Source organism: uncultured Aliivibrio sp., assembly GCF_946479765.1.
Taxonomy (GTDB): Bacteria; Pseudomonadota; Gammaproteobacteria; order Enterobacterales; family Vibrionaceae; genus Aliivibrio.
The window spans coordinates 1-20,524 of record NZ_CAMLHO010000050.1; the positions used below are offsets into that span (position 1 = coordinate 1).

Below are 20,524 nucleotides of genomic sequence, written 5' to 3' on the forward strand. Positions count from 1 at the left end.
CAGCGAATACAATACAGTTCCCTCCCTTTACTAAGGGGAGGGTTAGGGAGGGGTTGTTGCGATGATGGTAGAATTTAATTCATAGTAAGCTTGGTCATGTGTTGTTAGTTTTTTACCCCCTCCCAGCCCCCCTATTAAGGGGGAGGAGCCGATTGCAGTTGTTGTAATTTCAGCGAATACAATACAGTTCCCTCCCTTTACTAAGGGGAGGGTTAGGGAGGGGTTATTGCGATGATGGTAGAAGTTATTCGGATTTCAATTGATCTATATGTATTAAAATAAATTCGATAACACCATTAATATTGCTCATGATATCTTGGTTTGTGAAGCGCAGTACCGACATTCCAAGGTTGTGCATATACTCATTTCGAATAGCATCATAGTTTTCAGCTTCAGGATTAAAGTGACTATCACCATCAAGTTCAATGACTAATTTATATTCAGCATTATAAAAATCACAAACATACCGACCAATACCATATTGGCGTCGAAATTTAACATTGAGTTGGTTTCGTCGAAGTTTATTCCACAATACACGTTCTGCTGTTGGCACCTGAGTTCTAAGCTTTTGCCTGAGCGTTTTGTGTTTTGATTTATTATAAATAAGCGTCATTAGAATTTAGGTTTATATCGGTAAATACGATAAACCATAGAAGCTACTGATGACAAAGGATAGTGGTTAGTAAAGAATTCCGATGGAGTTCAAAATTAGTACTTTGATTTTATAATATCTAGAGCGAAGCGTTCTAGTCAGCGCAGCGTATAGTTTAAAAACAAAAAAAAGACCACAGGCTAATTAAATCCTGTGGCCTTTTTATTCTCAAGAACGAAGTCCGTCTAAAGCGAAGCGCCCTTCAGCAACTTGCTTGCGTCTTCGTTCCTTAAAATTAAGCTTTTGCTTTTGCTGCTGCTTTAGCGATAGCTGCAAAGCTTTTCGCGTCAAGTGCTGCGCCGCCAACTAGAGCACCATCGATGTCTGGTTGTGCGAAGTAAGCTTCAGCGTTTTCAGGCTTAACAGAACCGCCATATTGAATAACAACGTTCTTAGCAACTTCTTCTGATTTCTCAGCAATGTGAGCACGGATTTGAGCGTGGATGCGTTGTGCATCTTCAGCTGTAGCCGCTTTACCAGTACCGATAGCCCAGATTGGTTCGTAAGCGATGATAGCGCCTTCAAGAGCTTCAACGCCTTGAGTGTTGATAACAGCGTCAAGTTGACGTGCACAAACAGCCATTGTTTCGCCAGCTTCGTTTTGTGCATCAGATTCGCCGATACAAAGAACTGGAGTTAGGCCATTTTCTTTTAGGAATGCGAATTTCTTAGCAACAAACTCGTCTGATTCGTTGTGGTATTCACGACGCTCAGAGTGACCGATGATGATGTGAGTAGCACCAAATTCTTTAAGCATAGCTGGAGACATGTCGCCAGTGAATGCACCGCTGTTGTTTAGGTCAGAGTTTTGAGCACCTAGGATGATCGCGCTGCCTGCTTCAGTAAGCGTACGCTCAGCAAGATCAATGAAAAGTGCTGGTGGAGCAACTGCAACGTCTACGCCTGTAACGCCTTCAAGTTCAGCGTTAAGACCATTTAGTAGATCAACAACCATTTCTTTGCTGCCGTTTAATTTCCAGTTACCCATAACTACAGGATGACGCATAGGATTCTCTCCAATTCAAATTAATGTAAAAAACTTGCGTAAAAATATAACAGATTTTACGACAGATTTAGTGTCTAAAATCATTTTTATGCATAATTTTAATGCTTTTATTTCGAAGTGCGAAAGATTATTAACTGAATAGGAGGTATTTATGACGGTTCTTAAGTGTGATTCATTAGGCACTTTTCTATTGAGGATATTGTAACTAATTCCTTTTACCCTAATGATGGAAAAGTAATCACTTAATCAGCCGTATAAAAGGAAGTAACGATGCCGCATTTAGTCATGGAATATTCAAATTCAGCCGAAGAGCGTTTAAATATGCAAGGGTTGTTGGAAGACTTACACCAGGTGGCGATTGATTCAGAATTGTTCTCAACAAAAGATGTGAAATCTAGAGCGATTCGAGTGCATTCTTGGTTGGTGGGAGAGAAGGGTAATAGTGTTGATTTTATTCATCTTACATTGGAATTATTATCTGGTCGTACAGCGGAACAAAAAAGAGAATTAAGTCGTGCTTTGATGGAAGTATTGGCAGACCAAGCGAGCCACATTGATAGCTTAACTATCAATGTGCGCGATATGGAGCAAGAGAGCTTTCAAAAAATAGGGTAGTTTCAGAGTCATTCCAATACCATATTATCAATGTGTGGTGTTATTTTTGGGCTGGTTATTGGTATTCGGAAATTGAATAACATCGGCTGCTTGATGTTCATTAATCGGTTTATTTAATGAATTTGCAAAACGAACAAATTGTTTCCCTAATTCATGCCCTAATAATATGTTGATGTGATTAGGGTTATTCCCTCGTTCAATGATCCTATCAATGTGGCTTTGCTGTGAGAGTAGTGGCCCTTGACGATCTTCCGGTAAACTATCAATAAATTCCATACTAAGCTGATGTCGCAATACTTCCAATTGCTCAGGGTCTTTTTCTGCTAATGCTTTGAGTTCGTCAAATGAAGGTAAGGCTGTTTGATGATGTGAATGTTGCATTGGCTGACTCCTTGTCTTTTATAACAATACATTCAGCGTAGTTGGTGTTTTCAGGTTTTGAGAATGTGAAGTAGGGGAGATTGAAGGGGCGTCTCGTTTTTAAGAGTTAAGAGCAGGGTTCAGATCGCTTCGCTTAAAGGGTTCGGAGGTGATCGCTTTTGGCTTTTAGCTCCTCCCCCTTACTAAGGGGGAGGCTGGGAGGGGGTCAAGAACTAACAGCGTATAAATCAAGTTAACTATGAACTCAAGTCCAGCTTCATCGCAGTAACCCCTCCCTAACCCTCCCCTTATTAAGGGGGGGGACTGTGTATTTGTCGTTGTAATCACAAGATTACCTCTGAACTCAGTACTCGCTTTTGCTTTTATAGAAGCGAAGCGGTCTAGTTAGCGTAGCGTATAGTTTTTAGCTTCACTGCGATTACCCCTGAACCCTGAATTCCCTTAAAACAAAAAAGACCACTGGTTAAATGAACCCTGTGGTCTTAGTATTCTCAGGACGAAATCCGTCTTAAAGCGAAGCGCTCTCAAGCAACTTGTTGCGTCTGGCTCTTAGCTCTTAAAGAATAAAATCTCTAACTTCTTTGTCTTTACGCTCTAGGTAGTGAATCGACTTAATGCGACGAATGGTACGACAACGACCACGGATAAGCAGTGTTTCGGTAGTCGCAATATTACCTTGGCGAGTAATGCCTTCTAGTAAATCACCTTTAGTGATACCAGTCGCTGCAAAAACCACATCATCGCTGCGTGCCATGTCTGTCATTTTTAAGATAACGTTCGCTTTCACGCCCATCTCTGCACAGCGTCTTAGTTCTTCTTCACCGTGAATGCGGTTTTCTTCTGTATCACCTTTTACTTCATGACGAGGAAGAAGACGCGCTTGCATGTCACCATCTAACGCACGAATAGCGGCAGCAGAAATAACCCCTTCAGGTGCGCCACCGATGCAGTACATTACGTCAACTTCACTATCAGGCATACAGGTTAGGATTGACGCTGCAACATCACCATCAGGCACAGCAAATACACGAACACCCATTTTCTGCATGTTGGCGATAGTCTCATCATGACGAGGCTTAGCAAGGGTAGTGACGACGAGTGTATCCAGTGTTTTACCTAGTGCTTTGGCAATGTTTATTAGGTTGTCTTCTAGAGAAAGAGCTAAGTCGATTGCACCTTTAGCACCAGGGCCAACAACTAATTTCTCCATGTACATATCAGGTGCTTTTAAGAAGCTTCCTTTTTCACCAGCAGCCAATACAGCAAGCGCATTTGATTGGCCCATTGCTGTCATGCGAGTTCCTTCAATTGGGTCAACGGCGATATCAACGGCATCACCACCCGTTCCTACTTGCTCACCGATATATAACATAGGAGCATCATCGATTTCACCTTCACCAATAACGATCTCGCCACTGATATCAGTTTTGTTCAGAAGTGTACGCATTACTTCAACAGCTGCACCATCAGCAGCATTTTTATCGCCACGTCCAAGCCATTTGTAGCCAGCCAGTGCGGCACCTTCAGTAACTCGAGAAAAAGCCATTGCTAAATCGCGTTTCATATTTGCTCCGAATAAATCGATGAATTTAAAAATCGCGGAGATTTTATCATAACAAAAAGGGAAACGTTTGCTTTTCGAGTAAAGATTCGAATTTTTTAAAAATTATCAGTTTGATTTATAGAACAGAAATTATGCTTTAATTCAAATAATGCATTGAAAGCTCTAGTTTTAGTATGAGGTTCGTTTTAATCTTAAGAAAGTAGGCCGGATGTTGGTAAAAGATGTCGTTTTTTTGTTCAAATGATACATTTTCATCAATAACACTATGGCAGAATTTCAATTGCTGAGTAGAATAGAAAATAAGTCGGCAGAGAATATATACTCTCTGCATCTAAATGAAGATTACAGTTAAGGTGGCAGGAATGTCTTTAGAAATATTAGAACAACTAGAAGCTAAAGTTCAGATGGCAGTAGATACAATCGCACTGCTACAAATGGAAGTTGAAGAATTAAAAGAAACGAACGTTGAGCTAACTCAAAATCTTGAGCAAGCAAACAATGGTCGTTCTGAAGTTGAGCAAGAAGCTCAAAAAGCACGTGATGAGCAAGCGCAATTTGAAGCTCGTATTCGTGGTTTACTTGGTAAGATGGAAGACGTAGAGTAATTCTACTTTTTGAGTCGTAACTCTTCCATTTTCTGTGTTGTCGGTGCTCACTTATTATCATAAGCTCCGCGCCTCCGCCTTGAAGATGAAAGATTTACTTATCAAAAATTGAGAATTGGTTAACTAAGGCTTAGTTAGCGAAAGAATTTGAAGCCGTAGATGTGAAAGCATCTGCGGTTTTTTTTGAAATAGAGAAAGTGCAGGGCACTTTGGTTTTTAGCGCCTCCCCCTTCTTAACCCCTCAAGCAACTTGTTGCGTCTTAAGCGAAGCCGCCTGCTCTATTTTATATCGATAAATAAAGACCAATCGAAAATAGAATATTAGTAAAGAGTGCACATTGCACTACGGTACCCATCATTGGTCGAATCGCTTCACCGTTTGGTGCGCGCATAACCGCAACCACATGATTAAGTACGAATGGGCTAATCGCTAAAAATAACCAACCGGTTAATGAATGAATTTGAGTTGCACTGAAGATCGCAAGACAGATAAAACTTATTGCCATAATAACGGCGTGATATTTACGACCCCAGTCACCACCCATACGAACCACGAGTGTCATTTTTCCACAGGCCTCGTCGTTTTCAATATCACGCAGGTTGTTAATATTTAATACGGCGACGGCTAATAAACCACAAGCTACCGCAGGTAAAAATAATGCGCTAGATAAATGACCTGTGTGTAAGTAATACGTACCCGCAACACCAAGTAAGCCAAAGAAGATAAAGACTGAAATGTCACCTAAACCACGATAGCCATAAGGCTTGTCTCCCATGGTATAAGCAATTGCAGCCCCAATCGCTAATAGGCCAAGCACAATGAAACCAATGATATCCATTGTTTGGTGAAGAGAGATAAATACTAACGTTAAGCCACTAATAATAGTAAGTACGATATTAATGCCAATGGCTTTTTTCATCGTTTCTTGAGTGACTAATCCTGATTGCATTGCGCGTTGTGGACCAAGACGATCCTCATTGTCAGTGCCTTTTACCGCATCACCATAATCATTGGCAAGGTTAGATAAAATTTGTAATAAGGTCGCCGTCACAAATGCCATAAGAGTGATCGTTGCAGAAGCATGATTGTTCCAATATGCCAATGCCGAGCCAGTCATAATAGACGCAAGCGCAAGCGGTAAGGTTTTTGGACGAGCAGCACTGAGCCAAATAGCAAAAGGAGAAGTTTTCATAGCATCGCAAAAATAGTGAATAGAGTCTCTATTATTCACTATTTTTGGAAGAACCCCAAATTTGAAAGCAAAAGAGGGACAGGATTAGCCTATTTTTCCGGTTTCGATCAATTGCTGAAGTAATGGACGAATGATTAATTCCATCGCAAAACTCATTTTTCCACCCGGGACCACAAGCGTGTTATGACGAGACATGAAAGAGCCATCAATCATGGATAACAGGTAAGGGAAGTCAACATTACGTATGCCACGGAAGCGGATCACCACAAAGCTTTCATCCAAACTTGGAATACCTTTGGCATTGAGTGGATTTGAAGTATCAACCGTTGGTACTCGCTGGAAGTTAATGTGGGTTCGTGAAAATTGTGGCGTGATGTAATTAAGATAATCATCCATTGAACGAACAATTGAATCCATCACCGCTTCTCTTGAATGACCGCGATCACGAGTATCTCGCACGAATTTTTGAATCCATTCAAGGTTTACAATCGGCACCATGCCTATTAATAAATCAACATGTTGTGATACGTCGATATCGCCATCAACCACGCCACCGTGCAGTCCTTCATAGAAAAGCACATCGGTATTGTCTGGCAGTTCTTGCCATGGGGTAAAGGTACCAGGCATTTGATTGAAGGGTACGGCTTCGTCAAAAGTGTGAAGATAACGACGATATTGTCCTGAACCATCAATACCATATTGGCGGAAGAACTGTTCAAGAGCCGGAAAGTCATTCGCCTGAGGGCCAAAGTAGCTGATGTGCTTACCTTGTTCTTTGGCTTTACGGATCTCTACATCCATTTCAGGACGAGTAAATCGATGGAAGCTATCGCCTTCAAGCCATGATGCTTTAATGTCCATCATATTGAACATTTTACGGAAGGCTTCAGAAGTCGTAGTTGTGCCTGCACCGGACGAACCTGTGACGGCAATAATTGGATGTTTTGCGGACATGACAAACCCTGTCGGTTATTCTTGGCATCAAGCCTTAATGTCAGAATGTTATAACAGGGTTGTGTTAAATGATACGTTATCGTTTAAAATTTGTGATTGATTGAAAATGATTATTCAAATTCATGATTGGTCAGATTAGGGTTGAAGCGCGCTTTGGTTTGAATATCAACGGTTTCATGTAGCTCTGAGAAAACGACCATGGCTTCGCCACTTTTAAGTAACAGCTTAACTTGTTCTATCTTATCTTGATGAGTGCATTCCATCTCACCGTAATCTGTCCCTTCTCGAAGTACAAATTCTGAAATCAAATTTTCTAGAGTTTCTGGTGCGATATCTTGCCAAGGAATGATCATACTACTTACTGCGCTCGTAATTAAATAATGTATTAATGAAATAAGATCTTAAATAAATTAATGCCTTAATTAAACAAAAGGCTTCGCAGGTAAGCAAAGCCTTTTGTTGTTTACTGATAGGAAGGTTACAGCTGAGAGGCATTCTCTTTTTCTTCAATTTGCTCTTGAAGATCCATCCATTCCATTTCTACGTCTTCTATCTCTGATTTTGCCGATGCTTGAGTTGCCAACACTTCGGTTAATCGTTTTTTGTTCTCGGCTTCATATAAAGAAACATCACCAAGCTCGGCTTCCGCTTTGCTTATGATTTCATTTAGCTTATCCATTTTATTTTCAAGCTTGGTCACTTCTTTACGCAGTGGTGCTATTTCTTTTCTGAATTCTGCTTCTTTACGTTTTTGCTCTTTTTTATCAGCCGCACTTAAACTGGTAGAAGTGCTTGGATTACCTTGTTTATCTTGTTGCAGCTGCTCTTTGCGTTCATTTTTGTTTTGCTCAGTGAGCCATTTGTAGTAATCAGTTAAGTCACCATCAAAAGGCATTACTTGGCGATCGTGAACTAAATATAAATCGTCCGTGGTTGCGCGCAGCAGGTATCTATCGTGACTGACGATAACCATTGCACCTTCAAAGGTTTGCAGTGCCATGGTTAGGGCTTGGCGCATGTCTAAATCAAGGTGGTTGGTTGGCTCATCGAGTAGCAACATGTTTGGTTTTTGCCATACAACAAGCGCTAAGACTAAACGTGCTTTTTCGCCACCAGAGAAAGGGCCTACTTTATCTAAGGCTTTTTCACCTTGAAAACCAAAGCTGCCTAAGTAATCACGTAATTGTTGCTCGGTGTGATTAGGTGCCACTTGCATTAGGTGCTGTAGCGGTGTTTCTTCTACGTGCAATGTTTCTAATTGGTGCTGTGCAAAGTAACCAATTTTCACGCCTTGAGAGTAGGTGAAAATACCACTTTGAGGTGCGAGTTCCCCTGACAGTATTTTAATCAAGGTTGATTTACCGGCACCATTTCGACCCAATAGTCCAATACGGCTACCCGGAACTAGGTTCAAACGAATTTGTTCTAGAATGGTGTTATTTTCGTAACCAGCACTGACTTCATCCATCATTAGGATTGGATTTGGTAAGGCATCTGGTTCTCTAAAGTTAAAGCTAAATGGGTTATCTAGTTGTGCAGGTAGCACTTTTTCCATTTTCTCTAACGCTTTAATACGGCTTTGCGCTTGGCGAGCTTTTGATGCTTTATATCGGAAGCGGTCAATGTATGACTGCATGTGTGACATGTTCTTTTGTTGCTTCTGATATTTTGCTTGTTGCAGGACTAATTTTTCAGAGCGCTGCACTTCGAATGACGAGTAGTTACCTGTGTATTCATTTAACTGCTGGTTTTCAACATGAATAATGCGATTGATGACAGGGTCAAGAAAATCACGGTCATGAGAGATCAGCATTAAGGTGCCTGGGTAGTTTTGTAACCAACGCTCTAACCACATTACGGCGTCTAAATCTAAGTGGTTGGTTGGTTCATCGAGTAGCAGTAAGTCTGAGCGACAAATCAGGGCTTGAGCCAAGTTTAAACGCATACGCCAACCACCAGAGAACTGAGTTAGGTTCCACTCCATCTGCTGTTGTGAAAAGCCTAAACCGTTAAGTAATTCAGCGGCGCGTGAGTTAATTGTATAGCCACCAGCAATGTCTATTTTGCTGTGAAGCTCGGCAACCAATGTGCCGTTATCTGCTGCTTCTGCTTTTAGTAGCTGTTCTTCTAAACCACGGAATTCACGATCACCATCGATAACATAATCAAGTGCTTTACGCTCTAGTGCTGGAGTTTCTTGCGCTACCCATGCCATTTCCCAGTTTTGAGGAACACGGTTTGAACCGGCATCAACACTCAATTCGCCTTTAATAAGCGCAAAAAGAGTGGATTTACCACAGCCATTTTTTCCGACTAAACCAACTTTGTCACCGGGATGAATGGTGGCAGAGGCTTGTTCTAGTAATGGCTTTCCGCCACGAAGTAATTGAATGTCTGAAAACGTAATCATGCTGTGGTGTTCTTCTCTTGTGGGAAAATGGTGAATACGAAGAGCATAGTAGGCGGAAGAGCGAAGATTGTCGATATAGAAATAGTCTGTATGATGAAGGGATAGTAGGGTGTGTTGATATTTTGTGATATTTTTTAGTTGTGCAAGGTTAATTCATCCTAATCTAAAATAATAAGAAGAAAAGTCTAGAAAGGAATTTATGACTGAGTTGCCTAAAATATTAGTGATCCTCGCTCACCCCGATCCTGAAAATTCGATTGCCAATAAGGCGATCTTATCTGCATACCAAGATTTATCTCATGTCACTGTGCATGATCTCTACGCCCATTATCCTGAATTTTTTGTTGATGTGACTTATGAGCACGAATTGCTTGCTCGGCATGACATTATTATTTTCCAGCATCCTCTTTATCTTTACTCGTGTCCTTCATTATTAAAAGAGTGGATGGATTGCGTCTTAGGTAAAGGGTTTGCTTATGGTGAGGGTAATGCGTTAAAAGGAAAACAGTGGCGTAGTGTGATCACTGCGGGGGGTATTGAAGAGGCGTTCTCTGAAACGGGTTATAACCAACATTCAATGGATGATATTTTAATTCCTTTTAAGATCACCGCGGCGTTATGTCAGATGGAGTGGTTAACGCCATCCGTTCAATATTGGGCCCGAAAAATTACCATAGAAAAGCGCCAATTATTTATTGATGAATATAGGCAATGGTTATTAAACCCTAAAGGAGATCGCTAATGGCGGGAGATTGGCTACATACCAGTTCGATATTTTTAGCGGCAGCAGTGGTAACCGTTCCTTTAGCTCAACGATTTGGTTTAGGGGCGGTGCTTGGCTATTTATTAGCAGGGATTGCGATTGGTCCTTGGGGATTGCAACTGATCTCGGATGTTGATGCGATTTTACACTTTTCTGAATTTGGCGTGGTATTACTGCTCTTTTTGATTGGCTTAGAGTTAAACCCGAACAAATTATGGAAGATGCGAAAACCGATTATAGGATTAGGCGGTAGCCAAGTGGTGGTTACTTCTTGCGTGATCACTGCGGCAATGATGTTTTATGGTTTAGCGTGGCAAGTGAGCGTGGTGATTGGGATGGGGCTGGCCTTGTCCTCTACCGCGATTGCATTACGTGTCATTGAAGAGCGTAAGTTATCAGCCTCTGAAAGTGGTCAATCAGGCTTTGCGGTGTTGCTGTTCCAAGATATTGCGGTCATTCCTATGCTTGCCGTTTTACCTGTGTTAGCGGGGGGAGCGAGTGGAAGTTGGCTCGATGGGTTATGGATACTAGCTGGCGTAGTGGGCATTTTCACTCTCGGTCACTTCTTATTACGTCCTTTATTTAGTTATGTTGTGAAAAGTGGCGCGCGTGAGTTATTTACCGTTGCGGCGCTTCTTTTGGTTATTGGCGTATCAGCGGCGATGAAGCAGCTTGGTTTATCAATGGCGTTGGGGGCTTTTCTGGCTGGGGTTTTATTGGCAGAGAGTGAGTTTCGCCATGAGTTAGAAGTGTCAATTGAACCATTCAAAGGGCTGTTACTTGGTTTGTTCTTTATTGCGGTAGGTATGTCGGTCAATTTAGGCTTATTACTGCAATATCCATTAGAGATATTGGCTGCTGTTGCTTTGTTGGTGTCATCAAAAGGATTTTTGCTTTATGGACTCGCCCGTCTGTTTGGTACTCAAGCTAAGGCTCGTAGTCAGATGGCGATGATATTAAGTCAAGGTGGTGAGTTTGCTTTTGTGCTCTTTACTGCGGCGCAAATGGAAGGCTTATTAAGTCGAGAATTAACCGCCTTTTTATTGGTGGTGGTGAGTTTGTCTATGATGACAACGCCGCTGTTACTGATAGCTCAAGATAAGTGGTTTGCGAGAACGTTAAATAGTGAAGAAGAGATGCCGCAATCTGATTTTACTCATGCCACTCAGCCTAAAGTAATTATTGCGGGCTTTGGACGTTTTGGTCAAATAGTCGGGCGTTTACTGTTTGCGAATAAAATTAAGCTGACGATTTTAGAGAGTGACCCAAGCCAGATCCGTTTATTGAGAAAATTTGGTTACAAAGTGTATTACGGTGATGCGACTCAAGTTGAGCTATTACGAGCTGCCGGTGCAGAAAAAGCAGAGGCGATTGTGATTTGTAAAACTGATCCGCAAAAAGTGATGGAGATTGTTGCCTTGTGTCAGCAGAATTTCCCACACTTGAAAATTCTGGCGCGAGCGAGGAGTCGAGTTGAGGCTTATGAGTTATTAAATGAAGGTGTTGATCACTTTTCACGAGAAACTTTTTATGGGGCCCTTGATTTAGGCCGACAAACCCTCACATCTTTGGGTATGCATCCTTATCAAGCCAAACGAGCAGAATCGCATTTTAAAAAGTTAGATGTTGCTATGCTAAAAGAATTGTTACCATTGCATTCAGACGACAAGGTTTTGGCTTCTAAAGCGAAAGCAGCTCGAATAGAGTTAGAAGAGATATTTGGCTTGGAAATGGAAAACGAACGCGCCAGCCAAAACCATTGGGACTGACGTTGAAAGAGATAGCTAGCACAAGGATATTTGCCGTGAAAAAACGATTTATTGCGGGTGCGATTTGTCCATCATGTAGTACGACGGATACGCTACGTTGGTGGGAAGAAAGTAATATTGAACATGTCGAGTGTGTGGAATGTGGTCATACGGATCGTAAAACACCCAAATCGATAGAAAAAACCAAACATGCGCAAGATGATGTTATTGGTGTTTTTAAGCCTGAATAGTATTATGTTGCAATACTGAATACCATCCATTAGTGCCAAGTGCATCCGGAGTTAAAATGAAAATTGAAAAGAACGTTGTTGTAAGTCTTGCTTATCAAGTGAAAACTGAAGAAGGCGTAGTTGTTGACCAATCAACAGTAGAAGCTCCTCTTGATTACTTACACGGCCACGACAATCTGATTGTTGGTCTTGAAAAAGCACTTGAAGGCAAAGTTGCTGGTGATAAATTCAGCATCACTGTTGCTCCAGAAGACGCTTACGGCGAGCACATGGATGAGATGATTCAACGTGTTCCTGCTGACGTATTCCAAGGCGTTGAGCAAATCGAAGTTGGCATGCGTTTCCTTGCTGATACAGACCAAGGTCCAATCCCTGTAGAAGTAACAGAAGTTGATGGCGATGAAGTGGTTGTTGATGGCAACCACATGCTTGCTGGCCAAACTCTAGGCTTTGAAGTTGAAGTTGTTGCGGTTCGTGCTGCGACTGAAGAAGAAGCAACTCATGGCCATGTTCACCAAGAAGGTGGCTGTGGTCACGATCACGGACACGACCATGATCACGAAGGCGGTTGTTGTGGTGGCGAAGATCATTCTCACGAGCATGAGCATGAGCACAAAGAAGAACACGTATGTTGCGGTAAAGGCAACTGTTCTAAGTAATATTAAGAGCAGGGCGCTTCGCTTGAAGACGCTACGCTAAAGGGCGGACTTCGTCCTTAAGAATTGAAAAGACCACAGGTGTTGAGCCTGTGGTCTTTTTTTTGCTAGTAATGTGGTGGTGGTGTCTCTTCTGACGCATCCGCCATGCTCGACGTATCCATCGTTTTCATCTTACCGACTACAAATCTCATCTGAACTTGCATATTAGTGATCAGTAATTGTTGTTGAGATAACGCATCGTTTAACTCTTCAATCGTTTGTTCTTGAAACGCTATTTTGTACTCTAAATCGCTGATTCTATCATCTAATTTTTTAATATCTGCTGTCATTGTCTTATCAACCAAGCTTGGGCTATTCCGGCTGAGGTTGCTGAAATAACTCGTTGTTTTTTATCAATAGCGACATCATACACTACCGCTGTTGGTGGGCGTGCATCTTTTAGAGGTTCGGCGCGCCATTGTTCTTTTTTCTTACCTGAGAGGGTATCCCATAGCATGATACTGCCAGCGGGTGAGCCCGTTATTAAGTATTTACCATCATCGCTAAAGCGGGCACTAGAAAAGACTTGTTGGCGAGCGAAGGTGCTTAGTTCTGTAATCTTCTTTCCTGTTTTCAAATCCCAAATAAAGGCTTTATTACCTCCATCCGCAGTGAATGCGTATTTACCATCTCGTTGAAGTGCGATTCGGCTAACACGTTTTTCATGCTCGAATGTACGTAGAATTTGACCGGTTTGAGTATCCCAAAAGTACGCAAAATGGTCATTACCTCCAGAGAGAGCAAATTTACCATTGGCAGATAAAGCGACTGAATTCACTTTTTCTCGATGCGCAAGAAACTCTAATCTGCGTCCTGTTGCTAAATCAATGTAAATCGCTTTACCGTTAGATAAACCTAGCAACACTTGTTGCCCATTATTTGAGATATCGACATCACGAATAATGCTATCAGAGATGGACCATAATCCTTCGGATATTCCCATGCCTAAGTCCCAAACGGCAAAATTGGTTTTGGTCGCGGTAATGGCAAAACGCGAATTATCGGAGATCGTAATGTGTGAGACGGTAGAATTATTTTGGTCTTGAGCACCAAAATAGGTCAGTTCTTTATTGTCGACCAAATCCCAAAAATGCAATCCGCTTTTAATTTTACTGTCCGTATTAGCCGCATTAGATCCTTCTTTGACAAAGAAAAGCCCAAAGCGAGCATCACGACTTAAGGCAAAACTGGTGGTGCCTTGTGTTGCCATTTCCCAACGTTTAATGTCAGAATTGTTAAAGAAACAGCCCACTAATGTCAACGTAATGACAAAAATTGCTATGTATTGAGAGATAAGGCGCATCAAATTGAACTACTCGTTTGTAATGTGTCTATAAGTACTAGTATATTGTGATGAGTGTTATTTCACATCATTATCTAAAAAATTGAATAAAAAATTGAGGCAAGACCTCAAATAATCGGAGTTTTGAAATGAAATCTATCTTTAAAGTGTCGTTACTTGCTGCAACTGTTGCTTTTGTTGTTGGTTGTCAGAAAGAAGAAGCACCAAAAACGGACGCAACTACGTTACCTGCAACCATTGAAGCATCTGCGGAAGGCGCAACAGCATCAACATTCGCATCTGAAGATGAAAAAGCGGGTTATGCAATCGGTGCATCATTGGCTAAATACCTAAACTCTAATTTAGAGAAGCAAACAGAGCTTGGCTTAAACCTGAAAAAAGCAGACGTACTTGCGGGTGTTACTGACGTATTCAATGGTAAAGAACGTCTAACTGACGAAGAGATCCAAGGTGCTCTACAAGCGCTAGATCAACGTGTTGCTGAAATCGGACAAAAGAAAGCGGCAGCTGAGTCTGAAGCAAACATCAAAGCGGGTGCAGATTACCGCGCAGAGTTTGAAAAACAAGACGGTGTAATGAAAACTGAATCTGGTCTTCTATACCAAGTAGTTACACCTGCTGATGGCCCTAAGCCTAAAGATACTGACACAGTAGTTGTTCATTACTCTGGTACATTAATCGATGGTACTAAGTTTGATAGCTCTTACGATCGCGATCAACCTGCTACGTTCCCACTAAATGCAGTAATTCCTGGTTGGACTGAAGGTGTTCAACTTATGAATGTTGGTTCTAAGTATAAGTTCGTTATTCCTGCGGAATTAGGTTACGGCGCTCAAGGTAATCAAGCGATCCCTGCAAACTCAACATTGGTATTTGATGTTGAATTGCTAGAAATTAAAGATGCAGCAAAACCTGCAAAATAATTCTCTTGAAGATTAAATAATCTAAACTTTGTTTTAGATCACTGAATTAGCCCCGGCACTTGCTGGGGTTTTTTATTTTAATGCAAATATTCTGATAAACTTGATGGAATTATTTTAAGCAACAGGCAACTTGATGCCCGTTGGATAAACGGATATTAAGATGGTGTATATGAATATTGAAAATACCGCAGAAGAAAGTTTATCTGAGGTAGTGCCATTTACTGAATTTGATCATCACATTTTGCGTTCTTATGAAGCCGTGGTGGATGGAATTGCGAGTTTAATTGGTAGCTATTGTGAAATTGTTCTGCATTCATTGGAAGATATTAATAAGTCAGCGATCCGAATTGCGAATGGTGAAAATACCGGTCGTAAAGTAGGCTCTCCGATCACCGACTTGGCTTTACAGATGTTGAAGGATATTGAGCGATCAAAACGTAATTTTTCTCGTTCTTACTTCACTCGTGCTAAGGGTGGGGTATTAATGAAGTCTATTACCGTTGCGATCCGTAATGGAGACGAAAGAATTATTGGATTGCTATGTATTAATATCAATCTAGATGCGCCGTTTTCTCAAGTATTGCATTCATTTATGCCAAGTGAAGAAGCAAATGAAGCCGCCGCAAGTGTTAACTTTGCCAGTGATGTTGATGAGTTAGTGGATCAGACAGTAAAACGCACTATTGATGAAATTAATGCGGATAAAGAAGTTGGTAATAATGCGAAGAATAAACAAATCGTAATGGATTTGTACGATAAAGGTATTTTTGACATCAAAGATGCAATTAACCGTGTTGCTGATCAATTGAATATTTCAAAACATACTGTGTATCTTTATATTCGTCAGAGAAAAACTGAGGATGGCGAAAAGTGAGTTTACGCTATGGGCTTGTTGTTAATGGGCCAGCTTATGGAACTCAAGCATCTAGACAGGCCTTTCAATTTGCACAAGCGCTTATTCAGCAAGGTCATCAGTTAGACAAGGTATTCTTCTATCAAGATGGGGTGCTTAATGCTTCATCTCTGACGTTACCGGCTAATGACGAATTTGATATCACTAAGGCGTGGCAAGAATTTGCACAAACACATAATGTAGAATTAGAAACGTGTGTTGCAGCTGCATTACGTCGTGGTGTTATTGGTCAAGAAGAAGCAGAGCAGAATAAGCGTGAGCAGCATAATTTGGCGACTGGTTTTCAACAGGCTGGATTAGGTGGCTTAGCGACGGCGTTGTTGAAGTTTGATCGTGTTATTCAATTTTAATAACTTAGATCTGAAAGAGAATAGGTAGGTTATGAACCGAATTGGATTTGTATTTCAAAGTTCGCCGCACTCAACGACGAAAGGAAGAGAAGGATTAGATGCGATTCTTGCCGCTTCTGCATACAGCGAAGATATCCAAATTTTCTTTATTGGTGATGGTGTATTTCAATTATTGAAAAACCAACAACCTGAAGCGGTCTTATCGCGTGATTATATTGCTGGGTTTAAAATGCTGTCGTTCTATGATCTTGAAGAGGTATTTGTATGCCAGACTGCATTATCGAATAGAGGTTTAAAAGCCAACCACTTACTCATTGATGTCGATGTCATCGAAAACCAACAGATTAATGAGAAATTGTCACAATGCGCTCAAGTGATGGTGTTTTAAATTATGCTGCATATTTTAACCAAAAAAGAGAACATCGAAGCACTCTATCGTAAGGAATTACCAATAAATGCAATGAATGATGTGCTTTTATTAACGCAAGAGAGTGTTTATGCGGGAATATTAGATCATAAAGATCATTCTTTGATCCTTTCGTATAAACAATGCTATTTATTACAGGAAGACGTAGAAGCTAGGGGGGTAGAGTCATTAATTAATGATAAAATTCAACTGGTTAATTATAGCTTTTTTGTATTGTTAACCCAAGATCATTCACCTGTAGTGACTTGGTAATCATGTGCTATGTGCGAGAAACTGAAATTATTTTTAAATTGTTTATTAATAGTGCTGTATATTTCTTGACACATATCACGTTCAGCCTTAGAATTTCGCGTCCCTATTTCCATAGGGATATAGATTTTTCAAAAGTTTTCGAACCCCTAATCAGGAGCTATTTTAATGGCAACTATTAATCAGCTGGTACGCAAGCCACGTGTAAAGCAAGTTGTTAAAAGCAACGTGCCTGCGCTAGAAGCGTGTCCACAAAAACGTGGTGTATGTACTCGCGTATATACTACTACTCCAAAAAAACCGAACTCAGCGTTACGTAAAGTATGTCGTGTTCGTTTAACTAACGGCTTTGAAGTTACTTCATACATCGGCGGCGAAGGTCACAACCTTCAGGAGCACTCAGTTGTTCTTATCCGTGGTGGTCGTGTTAAAGATTTACCAGGTGTGCGTTACCACACTGTTCGCGGTGCACTTGACTGTGCTGGCGTAAACGATCGTAAGAAAGGTCGTTCTAAGTACGGTGTGAAACGTCCTAAGTCTTAATGCTTCTTTTATAAGAAAGCGTTAAGTAAGGCCAAACACTAAATAATTTATTATTTTGATAAAACTGAAAAGTTTTGGATAAAACCTGAAGAAGACAACGGAGATATTCCATGCCACGTCGTCGCGTAATAGGCCAACGTAAGATCCTTCCAGATCCTAAGTTCAAATCTGAGCTGTTGGCAAAATTTGTAAACATCGTAATGGTTGACGGTAAGAAATCAACTGCTGAAAAAATCGTTTACGGTGCACTAGAATTAATGGCTGAGAAATCTGGTAAAGATCACTTATCTGTATTCGAAGAAGCTCTTGAAAACATTCGCCCATCGGTAGAAGTTAAATCTCGCCGTGTAGGTGGTTCAACTTACCAAGTTCCTGTAGAAGTACGTCCGGTTCGCCGTAACGCACTTGCTATGCGTTGGTTAGTTGAAGCTGCGCGTAAGCGTGGTGAAAAATCTATGGCTCAACGTCTTGCTAACGAAATGTTAGACGCGTCTGAGAACAAAGGTACTGCGGTTAAGAAACGTGAAGACGTTCACCGTATGGCTGATGCTAACAAAGCGTTTGCTCATTACCGCTGGTAATACCGAAGGTGCAGCAGTCCTTGCTGCACCTTACTTCCTTCTTCCCCATTTAGTAAAACACTTAGCCATTATCGCTATTTCAATGCATTTGCGTTGGGAAATAGCAATAATCCCTAAGATAAGAGGATACAACCGTGGCTCGAAATACACCTATTGAGCGCTACCGTAATATCGGTATCTGTGCACATGTAGATGCAGGTAAAACTACAACTACTGAGCGTATTCTATTCTATACTGGCCTTTCTCATAAAATCGGCGAAGTTCATGATGGTGCTGCTACCATGGATTGGATGGAGCAAGAGCAAGAGCGTGGTATCACTATTACCTCTGCGGCAACGACGACTTTTTGGCGTGGTATGGATGCACAATTCGACGATCACCGCATTAATATCATTGACACTCCTGGACACGTTGACTTCACAATCGAAGTAGAACGTTCTTTGCGTGTACTTGATGGTGCAGTTGTTGTGTTCTGTGGCTCATCGGGTGTAGAACCTCAATCTGAAACAGTATGGCGTCAAGCGAATAAATACGGTGTACCTCGTATTGTATTCGTAAATAAGATGGACCGTGCTGGTGCCGATTTCTTACGTGTTGTAGAGCAAATTAAAGTTCGTCTTGGTGCTAATCCTGTTCCTATCCAATTAAACATTGGTTCAGAAGAGGACTTTAGAGGTGTTATTGACCTTATCAAGATGAAAACAATCAACTGGAATGAAGCCGATCAAGGCATGACCTTCACTTATGAAGAAATTCCAGCTGATATGCAAGAACTTGCAGATGAATGGCGTCAAAACCTAGTTGAAGCGGCAGCGGAAGCCTCTGAAGAACTGATGGACAAATACCTTGAAGGTGAAGAACTGTCAGAAGAAGAGATTAAAGCTGCATTACGTACTCGTACATTAAACAACGAAATCGTATTAGCAACTTGTGGTTCAGCGTTCAAAAACAAAGGTGTTCAAGCGGTGCTTGATGCTGTTATTGAATACTTACCTGCACCTGTTGATGTTCCTGCAATTAAAGGCATTGATGAAAATGACAATGAAGTTGAACGTCATGCAGACGACAACGAACCATTTGCCGCGTTAGCATTCAAAATTGCAACCGACCCATTCGTAGGAACGTTGACTTTCATGCGTGTGTATTCTGGTGTTGTTAATACTGGTGACGGTGTTTATAACTCAGTAAAACAAAAGCGTGAACGTTTTGGCCGTATTGTTCAACTCCATGCAAATAAGCGTGAAGAAGTGAAAGAAATACGTGCGGGTGATATCGCTGCTGCGATTGGCCTAAAAGACGTCACTACGGGTGATACACTGTGTGATCAAAACGCAAAAATCATTCTTGAACGCATGGAATTTCCTGTACCGGTTATTCAAATTGCAGTTGAACCAAGAACACTCGCTGATCAAGAAAAAATGGGTGTTGCACTAGGTAAACTAGCAGCAGAAGATCCCTCTTTCCGTGTAGAAACGGATAAAGAATCAGGACAAACACTGATTTCTGGTATGGGTGAGCTACACTTAGATATTATCGTTGATCGTATGAAGCGTGAATTCAGTGTTGAATGTAACGTTGGTAAGCCTCAAGTGGCATATCGTGAAACTATCCGTGGTAGCTCGGAAGTGGAAGGTAAATTCATACGTCAATCGGGTGGTCGCGGTCAATACGGTCATGTATGGTTAAGAATCGAACCATCAGAACCTGATGAAGGTTTCGTTTTTGTTGACGAAATCGTAGGTGGTGCTGTTCCTCGTGAATACATCAGCTCAGTAGCAAAAGGTATCGAAGAGCAAATGAATAACGGCGTATTAGCAGGCTATCCTGTACTCGACGTTAAAGCTACGCTGTTTGATGGCTCATACCACGATGTTGACTCCAATGAAATGGCGTTTAGGATCGCGGGTTCAATGGCATTCAAGAAGGGTGCGCTTGAAGCACAACCTGTTATTCTTGAACCAATGATGAAAGTTGAAGTTACCACTCCAGAAGACTGGATGGGTGATGTTGTTGGTGATTTAAATCGTCGCCGCGGCATGATTGAAGGTATGGATGATGGCATTGCAGGATTAAAAATAATCCGCGCTCAAGTTCCACTTTCTGAAATGTTTGGTTATGCAACATCTCTACGTTCTGCGACCCAAGGTCGAGCATCGTACTCTATGGAATTCTCCGAATATGGTGACGTTTCTAAGAATGTTGCCGATAGAATCATCGCTGAACGCGGATAAAACATTCAATATCCTTGCGTCAAGAGCAATTGACGCATAAAATAGCAAATTCTGGCGCGTCTTATCACTGTTCGATAAGGCGAATCACAACTAGGAAGGAACACGATCGTGTCTAAAGAAAAATTTGAACGTACGAAACCGCACGTAAACGTTGGTACTATCGG

24 protein-coding genes are annotated in these 20,524 nt (G+C 41.3%); 14 read left to right on the forward strand and 10 right to left on the reverse strand.

Annotated elements, in window-relative coordinates; translation table 11 throughout:
• Positions 1-244: 244 nt before the first annotated feature.
• Both Q1K78_RS14610 and tpiA read right to left on the reverse strand, forming a co-directional pair.
• The gene (locus Q1K78_RS14610; protein ID WP_300180369.1) at positions 245-613 is read right to left on the reverse strand and encodes an endonuclease domain-containing protein; all 369 of its coding nucleotides are present in this window, start codon (positions 611-613) and stop codon (positions 245-247) included.
• Between the two features lie 274 nt (positions 614-887).
• On the reverse strand, positions 888-1,658 hold the full coding sequence (gene tpiA, locus Q1K78_RS14615; RefSeq protein WP_012549122.1) for a triose-phosphate isomerase: 771 nt from the start codon (positions 1,656-1,658) through the stop codon (positions 888-890).
• A gap of 270 nt (positions 1,659-1,928) precedes the next feature.
• On the opposite strand from tpiA, the gene Q1K78_RS14620 reads away from it, so the two are divergent.
• Positions 1,929-2,273, forward strand: coding sequence for a 5-carboxymethyl-2-hydroxymuconate Delta-isomerase (locus Q1K78_RS14620; RefSeq protein ID WP_300180373.1), 345 nt, complete (start codon positions 1,929-1,931; stop codon positions 2,271-2,273).
• 27 nt (positions 2,274-2,300) lie between these two features.
• Here Q1K78_RS14620 and Q1K78_RS14625 read toward each other — a convergent pair whose 3' ends face one another.
• Together Q1K78_RS14625 and glpX are read right to left on the reverse strand one after the other, a co-directional pair.
• On the reverse strand, positions 2,301-2,654 hold the full coding sequence (locus tag Q1K78_RS14625; protein ID WP_300180376.1) for a DUF3135 domain-containing protein: 354 nt from the start codon (positions 2,652-2,654) through the stop codon (positions 2,301-2,303).
• Positions 2,655-3,210: 556 nt separating this feature from the next.
• Positions 3,211-4,218 carry a class II fructose-bisphosphatase gene (glpX, locus tag Q1K78_RS14630; protein WP_300180379.1) on the reverse strand — a complete coding sequence of 336 codons (1,008 nt, stop codon included), beginning with the start codon at positions 4,216-4,218 and terminating at the stop codon, positions 3,211-3,213.
• Positions 4,219-4,580: 362 nt separating this feature from the next.
• Here glpX and zapB point away from each other — a divergent pair, with 362 nt between their 5' ends.
• Entirely contained in the window at positions 4,581-4,823 is a 243-nt protein-coding gene (gene zapB, locus Q1K78_RS14635; protein WP_300180382.1) for a cell division protein ZapB, read from the forward strand.
• 284 nt (positions 4,824-5,107) lie between these two features.
• Here zapB and Q1K78_RS14640 read toward each other — a convergent pair whose 3' ends face one another.
• From Q1K78_RS14640 to Q1K78_RS14655, 4 genes are all read right to left on the reverse strand, one after another.
• Positions 5,108-6,016 (reverse strand): 1,4-dihydroxy-2-naphthoate polyprenyltransferase, encoded by a 909-nt coding sequence (locus Q1K78_RS14640; RefSeq protein WP_300180385.1) that lies wholly within the window; start codon positions 6,014-6,016, stop codon positions 5,108-5,110.
• Positions 6,017-6,100: 84 nt separating this feature from the next.
• Positions 6,101-6,970 carry a phosphoribulokinase gene (locus tag Q1K78_RS14645; protein ID WP_300180388.1) on the reverse strand — a complete coding sequence of 290 codons (870 nt, stop codon included), beginning with the start codon at positions 6,968-6,970 and terminating at the stop codon, positions 6,101-6,103.
• 110 nt (positions 6,971-7,080) lie between these two features.
• A complete protein-coding gene (locus Q1K78_RS14650) occupies positions 7,081-7,323 on the reverse strand; it encodes a YheU family protein (RefSeq protein ID WP_300180391.1) in 243 nt (80 codons plus the stop codon).
• 125 nt (positions 7,324-7,448) lie between these two features.
• Positions 7,449-9,380, reverse strand: a complete 1,932-nt coding sequence (locus Q1K78_RS14655; RefSeq protein ID WP_300180394.1) for an ABC transporter ATP-binding protein — start codon at positions 9,378-9,380, stop codon at positions 7,449-7,451.
• 199 nt (positions 9,381-9,579) lie between these two features.
• Between Q1K78_RS14655 and kefG the strand changes: the two genes are divergently transcribed.
• Genes kefG through slyD form a run of 4 tightly spaced genes read left to right on the forward strand, consistent with a single transcriptional unit; the run spans position 9,580 to position 12,801 of the window.
• Positions 9,580-10,122, forward strand: a complete 543-nt coding sequence (gene kefG / locus Q1K78_RS14660) for a glutathione-regulated potassium-efflux system ancillary protein KefG (RefSeq protein WP_300180397.1) — start codon at positions 9,580-9,582, stop codon at positions 10,120-10,122.
• Positions 10,122-11,912: a glutathione-regulated potassium-efflux system protein KefB gene (gene kefB / locus Q1K78_RS14665; RefSeq protein WP_300180400.1), complete on the forward strand. Its 1,791-nt coding sequence runs from the start codon at positions 10,122-10,124 to the stop codon at positions 11,910-11,912. Before kefG ends, kefB begins: the two co-directional genes overlap by 1 nt.
• A 35-nt stretch (positions 11,913-11,947) precedes the next feature.
• Entirely contained in the window at positions 11,948-12,142 is a 195-nt protein-coding gene (locus Q1K78_RS14670; protein WP_060993292.1) for a YheV family putative zinc ribbon protein, read from the forward strand.
• 56 nt (positions 12,143-12,198) lie between these two features.
• Positions 12,199-12,801: a peptidylprolyl isomerase gene (gene slyD, locus Q1K78_RS14675; RefSeq protein ID WP_300180408.1), complete on the forward strand. Its 603-nt coding sequence runs from the start codon at positions 12,199-12,201 to the stop codon at positions 12,799-12,801.
• 104 nt (positions 12,802-12,905) lie between these two features.
• On the opposite strand, the gene Q1K78_RS14680 is transcribed toward slyD, so the two are convergent.
• Both Q1K78_RS14680 and Q1K78_RS14685 read right to left on the reverse strand, forming a co-directional pair.
• Positions 12,906-13,130 carry a SlyX family protein gene (locus tag Q1K78_RS14680; RefSeq protein ID WP_300180411.1) on the reverse strand — a complete coding sequence of 75 codons (225 nt, stop codon included), beginning with the start codon at positions 13,128-13,130 and terminating at the stop codon, positions 12,906-12,908.
• A complete protein-coding gene (locus Q1K78_RS14685; protein ID WP_300180414.1) occupies positions 13,127-14,143 on the reverse strand; it encodes a hypothetical protein in 1,017 nt (338 codons plus the stop codon). The genes Q1K78_RS14680 and Q1K78_RS14685 overlap by 4 nt, the downstream gene beginning before the upstream one ends.
• A 128-nt stretch (positions 14,144-14,271) precedes the next feature.
• On the opposite strand from Q1K78_RS14685, the gene fkpA reads away from it, so the two are divergent.
• The 8 genes from fkpA to fusA all read left to right on the forward strand — a co-directional run bounded on the left by fkpA (position 14,272) and on the right by fusA (position 20,360).
• Positions 14,272-15,066 carry an FKBP-type peptidyl-prolyl cis-trans isomerase gene (gene fkpA / locus Q1K78_RS14690; protein WP_300180417.1) on the forward strand — a complete coding sequence of 265 codons (795 nt, stop codon included), beginning with the start codon at positions 14,272-14,274 and terminating at the stop codon, positions 15,064-15,066.
• Positions 15,067-15,235: 169 nt separating this feature from the next.
• Positions 15,236-15,940, forward strand: a complete 705-nt coding sequence (locus Q1K78_RS14695; RefSeq protein WP_300180420.1) for a transcriptional regulator — start codon at positions 15,236-15,238, stop codon at positions 15,938-15,940.
• Positions 15,937-16,329 (forward strand): sulfurtransferase complex subunit TusD, encoded by a 393-nt coding sequence (gene tusD / locus Q1K78_RS14700; RefSeq protein WP_300180422.1) that lies wholly within the window; start codon positions 15,937-15,939, stop codon positions 16,327-16,329. The genes Q1K78_RS14695 and tusD overlap by 4 nt, the downstream gene beginning before the upstream one ends.
• A 31-nt stretch (positions 16,330-16,360) precedes the next feature.
• A complete protein-coding gene (tusC, locus tag Q1K78_RS14705; RefSeq protein ID WP_300180425.1) occupies positions 16,361-16,717 on the forward strand; it encodes a sulfurtransferase complex subunit TusC in 357 nt (118 codons plus the stop codon).
• A 3-nt stretch (positions 16,718-16,720) separates the two neighbouring features.
• A complete protein-coding gene (gene tusB / locus Q1K78_RS14710) occupies positions 16,721-17,008 on the forward strand; it encodes a sulfurtransferase complex subunit TusB (RefSeq protein WP_300180428.1) in 288 nt (95 codons plus the stop codon).
• Between the two features lie 165 nt (positions 17,009-17,173).
• Positions 17,174-17,548: a 30S ribosomal protein S12 gene (rpsL, locus tag Q1K78_RS14715; RefSeq protein ID WP_017035800.1), complete on the forward strand. Its 375-nt coding sequence runs from the start codon at positions 17,174-17,176 to the stop codon at positions 17,546-17,548.
• A gap of 110 nt (positions 17,549-17,658) precedes the next feature.
• Positions 17,659-18,129 carry a 30S ribosomal protein S7 gene (rpsG, locus tag Q1K78_RS14720; protein WP_300180432.1) on the forward strand — a complete coding sequence of 157 codons (471 nt, stop codon included), beginning with the start codon at positions 17,659-17,661 and terminating at the stop codon, positions 18,127-18,129.
• Between the two features lie 134 nt (positions 18,130-18,263).
• Positions 18,264-20,360 carry an elongation factor G gene (gene fusA, locus Q1K78_RS14725; RefSeq protein WP_300180435.1) on the forward strand — a complete coding sequence of 699 codons (2,097 nt, stop codon included), beginning with the start codon at positions 18,264-18,266 and terminating at the stop codon, positions 20,358-20,360.
• Positions 20,361-20,524: the final 164 nt, after the last annotated feature.

What these genes read in the sequence shown, in the direction of transcription:
- Q1K78_RS14650 (WP_300180391.1), bottom strand. Translation starts at nt 7,323, where the DNA reads ATGATCATTCCTTGGCAAGATATCGCACCAGAAACTCTAGAAAATTTG.
- slyD (WP_300180408.1), top strand. Translation starts at nt 12,199, where the DNA reads ATGAAAATTGAAAAGAACGTTGTTGTAAGTCTTGCTTATCAAGTGAAA.
- Q1K78_RS14685 (WP_300180414.1), bottom strand. Translation starts at nt 14,143, where the DNA reads ATGCGCCTTATCTCTCAATACATAGCAATTTTTGTCATTACGTTGACA.
- Q1K78_RS14620 (WP_300180373.1), top strand. Translation starts at nt 1,929, where the DNA reads ATGCCGCATTTAGTCATGGAATATTCAAATTCAGCCGAAGAGCGTTTA.
- Q1K78_RS14610 (WP_300180369.1), bottom strand. Translation starts at nt 613, where the DNA reads ATGACGCTTATTTATAATAAATCAAAACACAAAACGCTCAGGCAAAAG.
- Q1K78_RS14625 (WP_300180376.1), bottom strand. Translation starts at nt 2,654, where the DNA reads ATGCAACATTCACATCATCAAACAGCCTTACCTTCATTTGACGAACTC.
- rpsL (WP_017035800.1), top strand. Translation starts at nt 17,174, where the DNA reads ATGGCAACTATTAATCAGCTGGTACGCAAGCCACGTGTAAAGCAAGTT.
- Q1K78_RS14655 (WP_300180394.1), bottom strand. Translation starts at nt 9,380, where the DNA reads ATGATTACGTTTTCAGACATTCAATTACTTCGTGGCGGAAAGCCATTA.
- Q1K78_RS14640 (WP_300180385.1), bottom strand. Translation starts at nt 6,016, where the DNA reads ATGAAAACTTCTCCTTTTGCTATTTGGCTCAGTGCTGCTCGTCCAAAA.
- Q1K78_RS14645 (WP_300180388.1), bottom strand. Translation starts at nt 6,970, where the DNA reads ATGTCCGCAAAACATCCAATTATTGCCGTCACAGGTTCGTCCGGTGCA.
- kefG (WP_300180397.1), top strand. Translation starts at nt 9,580, where the DNA reads ATGACTGAGTTGCCTAAAATATTAGTGATCCTCGCTCACCCCGATCCT.
- kefB (WP_300180400.1), top strand. Translation starts at nt 10,122, where the DNA reads ATGGCGGGAGATTGGCTACATACCAGTTCGATATTTTTAGCGGCAGCA.
- fkpA (WP_300180417.1), top strand. Translation starts at nt 14,272, where the DNA reads ATGAAATCTATCTTTAAAGTGTCGTTACTTGCTGCAACTGTTGCTTTT.
- Q1K78_RS14695 (WP_300180420.1), top strand. Translation starts at nt 15,236, where the DNA reads ATGAATATTGAAAATACCGCAGAAGAAAGTTTATCTGAGGTAGTGCCA.
- rpsG (WP_300180432.1), top strand. Translation starts at nt 17,659, where the DNA reads ATGCCACGTCGTCGCGTAATAGGCCAACGTAAGATCCTTCCAGATCCT.
- tusC (WP_300180425.1), top strand. Translation starts at nt 16,361, where the DNA reads ATGAACCGAATTGGATTTGTATTTCAAAGTTCGCCGCACTCAACGACG.
- tusB (WP_300180428.1), top strand. Translation starts at nt 16,721, where the DNA reads ATGCTGCATATTTTAACCAAAAAAGAGAACATCGAAGCACTCTATCGT.
- glpX (WP_300180379.1), bottom strand. Translation starts at nt 4,218, where the DNA reads ATGAAACGCGATTTAGCAATGGCTTTTTCTCGAGTTACTGAAGGTGCC.
- zapB (WP_300180382.1), top strand. Translation starts at nt 4,581, where the DNA reads ATGTCTTTAGAAATATTAGAACAACTAGAAGCTAAAGTTCAGATGGCA.
- tpiA (WP_012549122.1), bottom strand. Translation starts at nt 1,658, where the DNA reads ATGCGTCATCCTGTAGTTATGGGTAACTGGAAATTAAACGGCAGCAAA.
- Q1K78_RS14680 (WP_300180411.1), bottom strand. Translation starts at nt 13,130, where the DNA reads ATGACAGCAGATATTAAAAAATTAGATGATAGAATCAGCGATTTAGAG.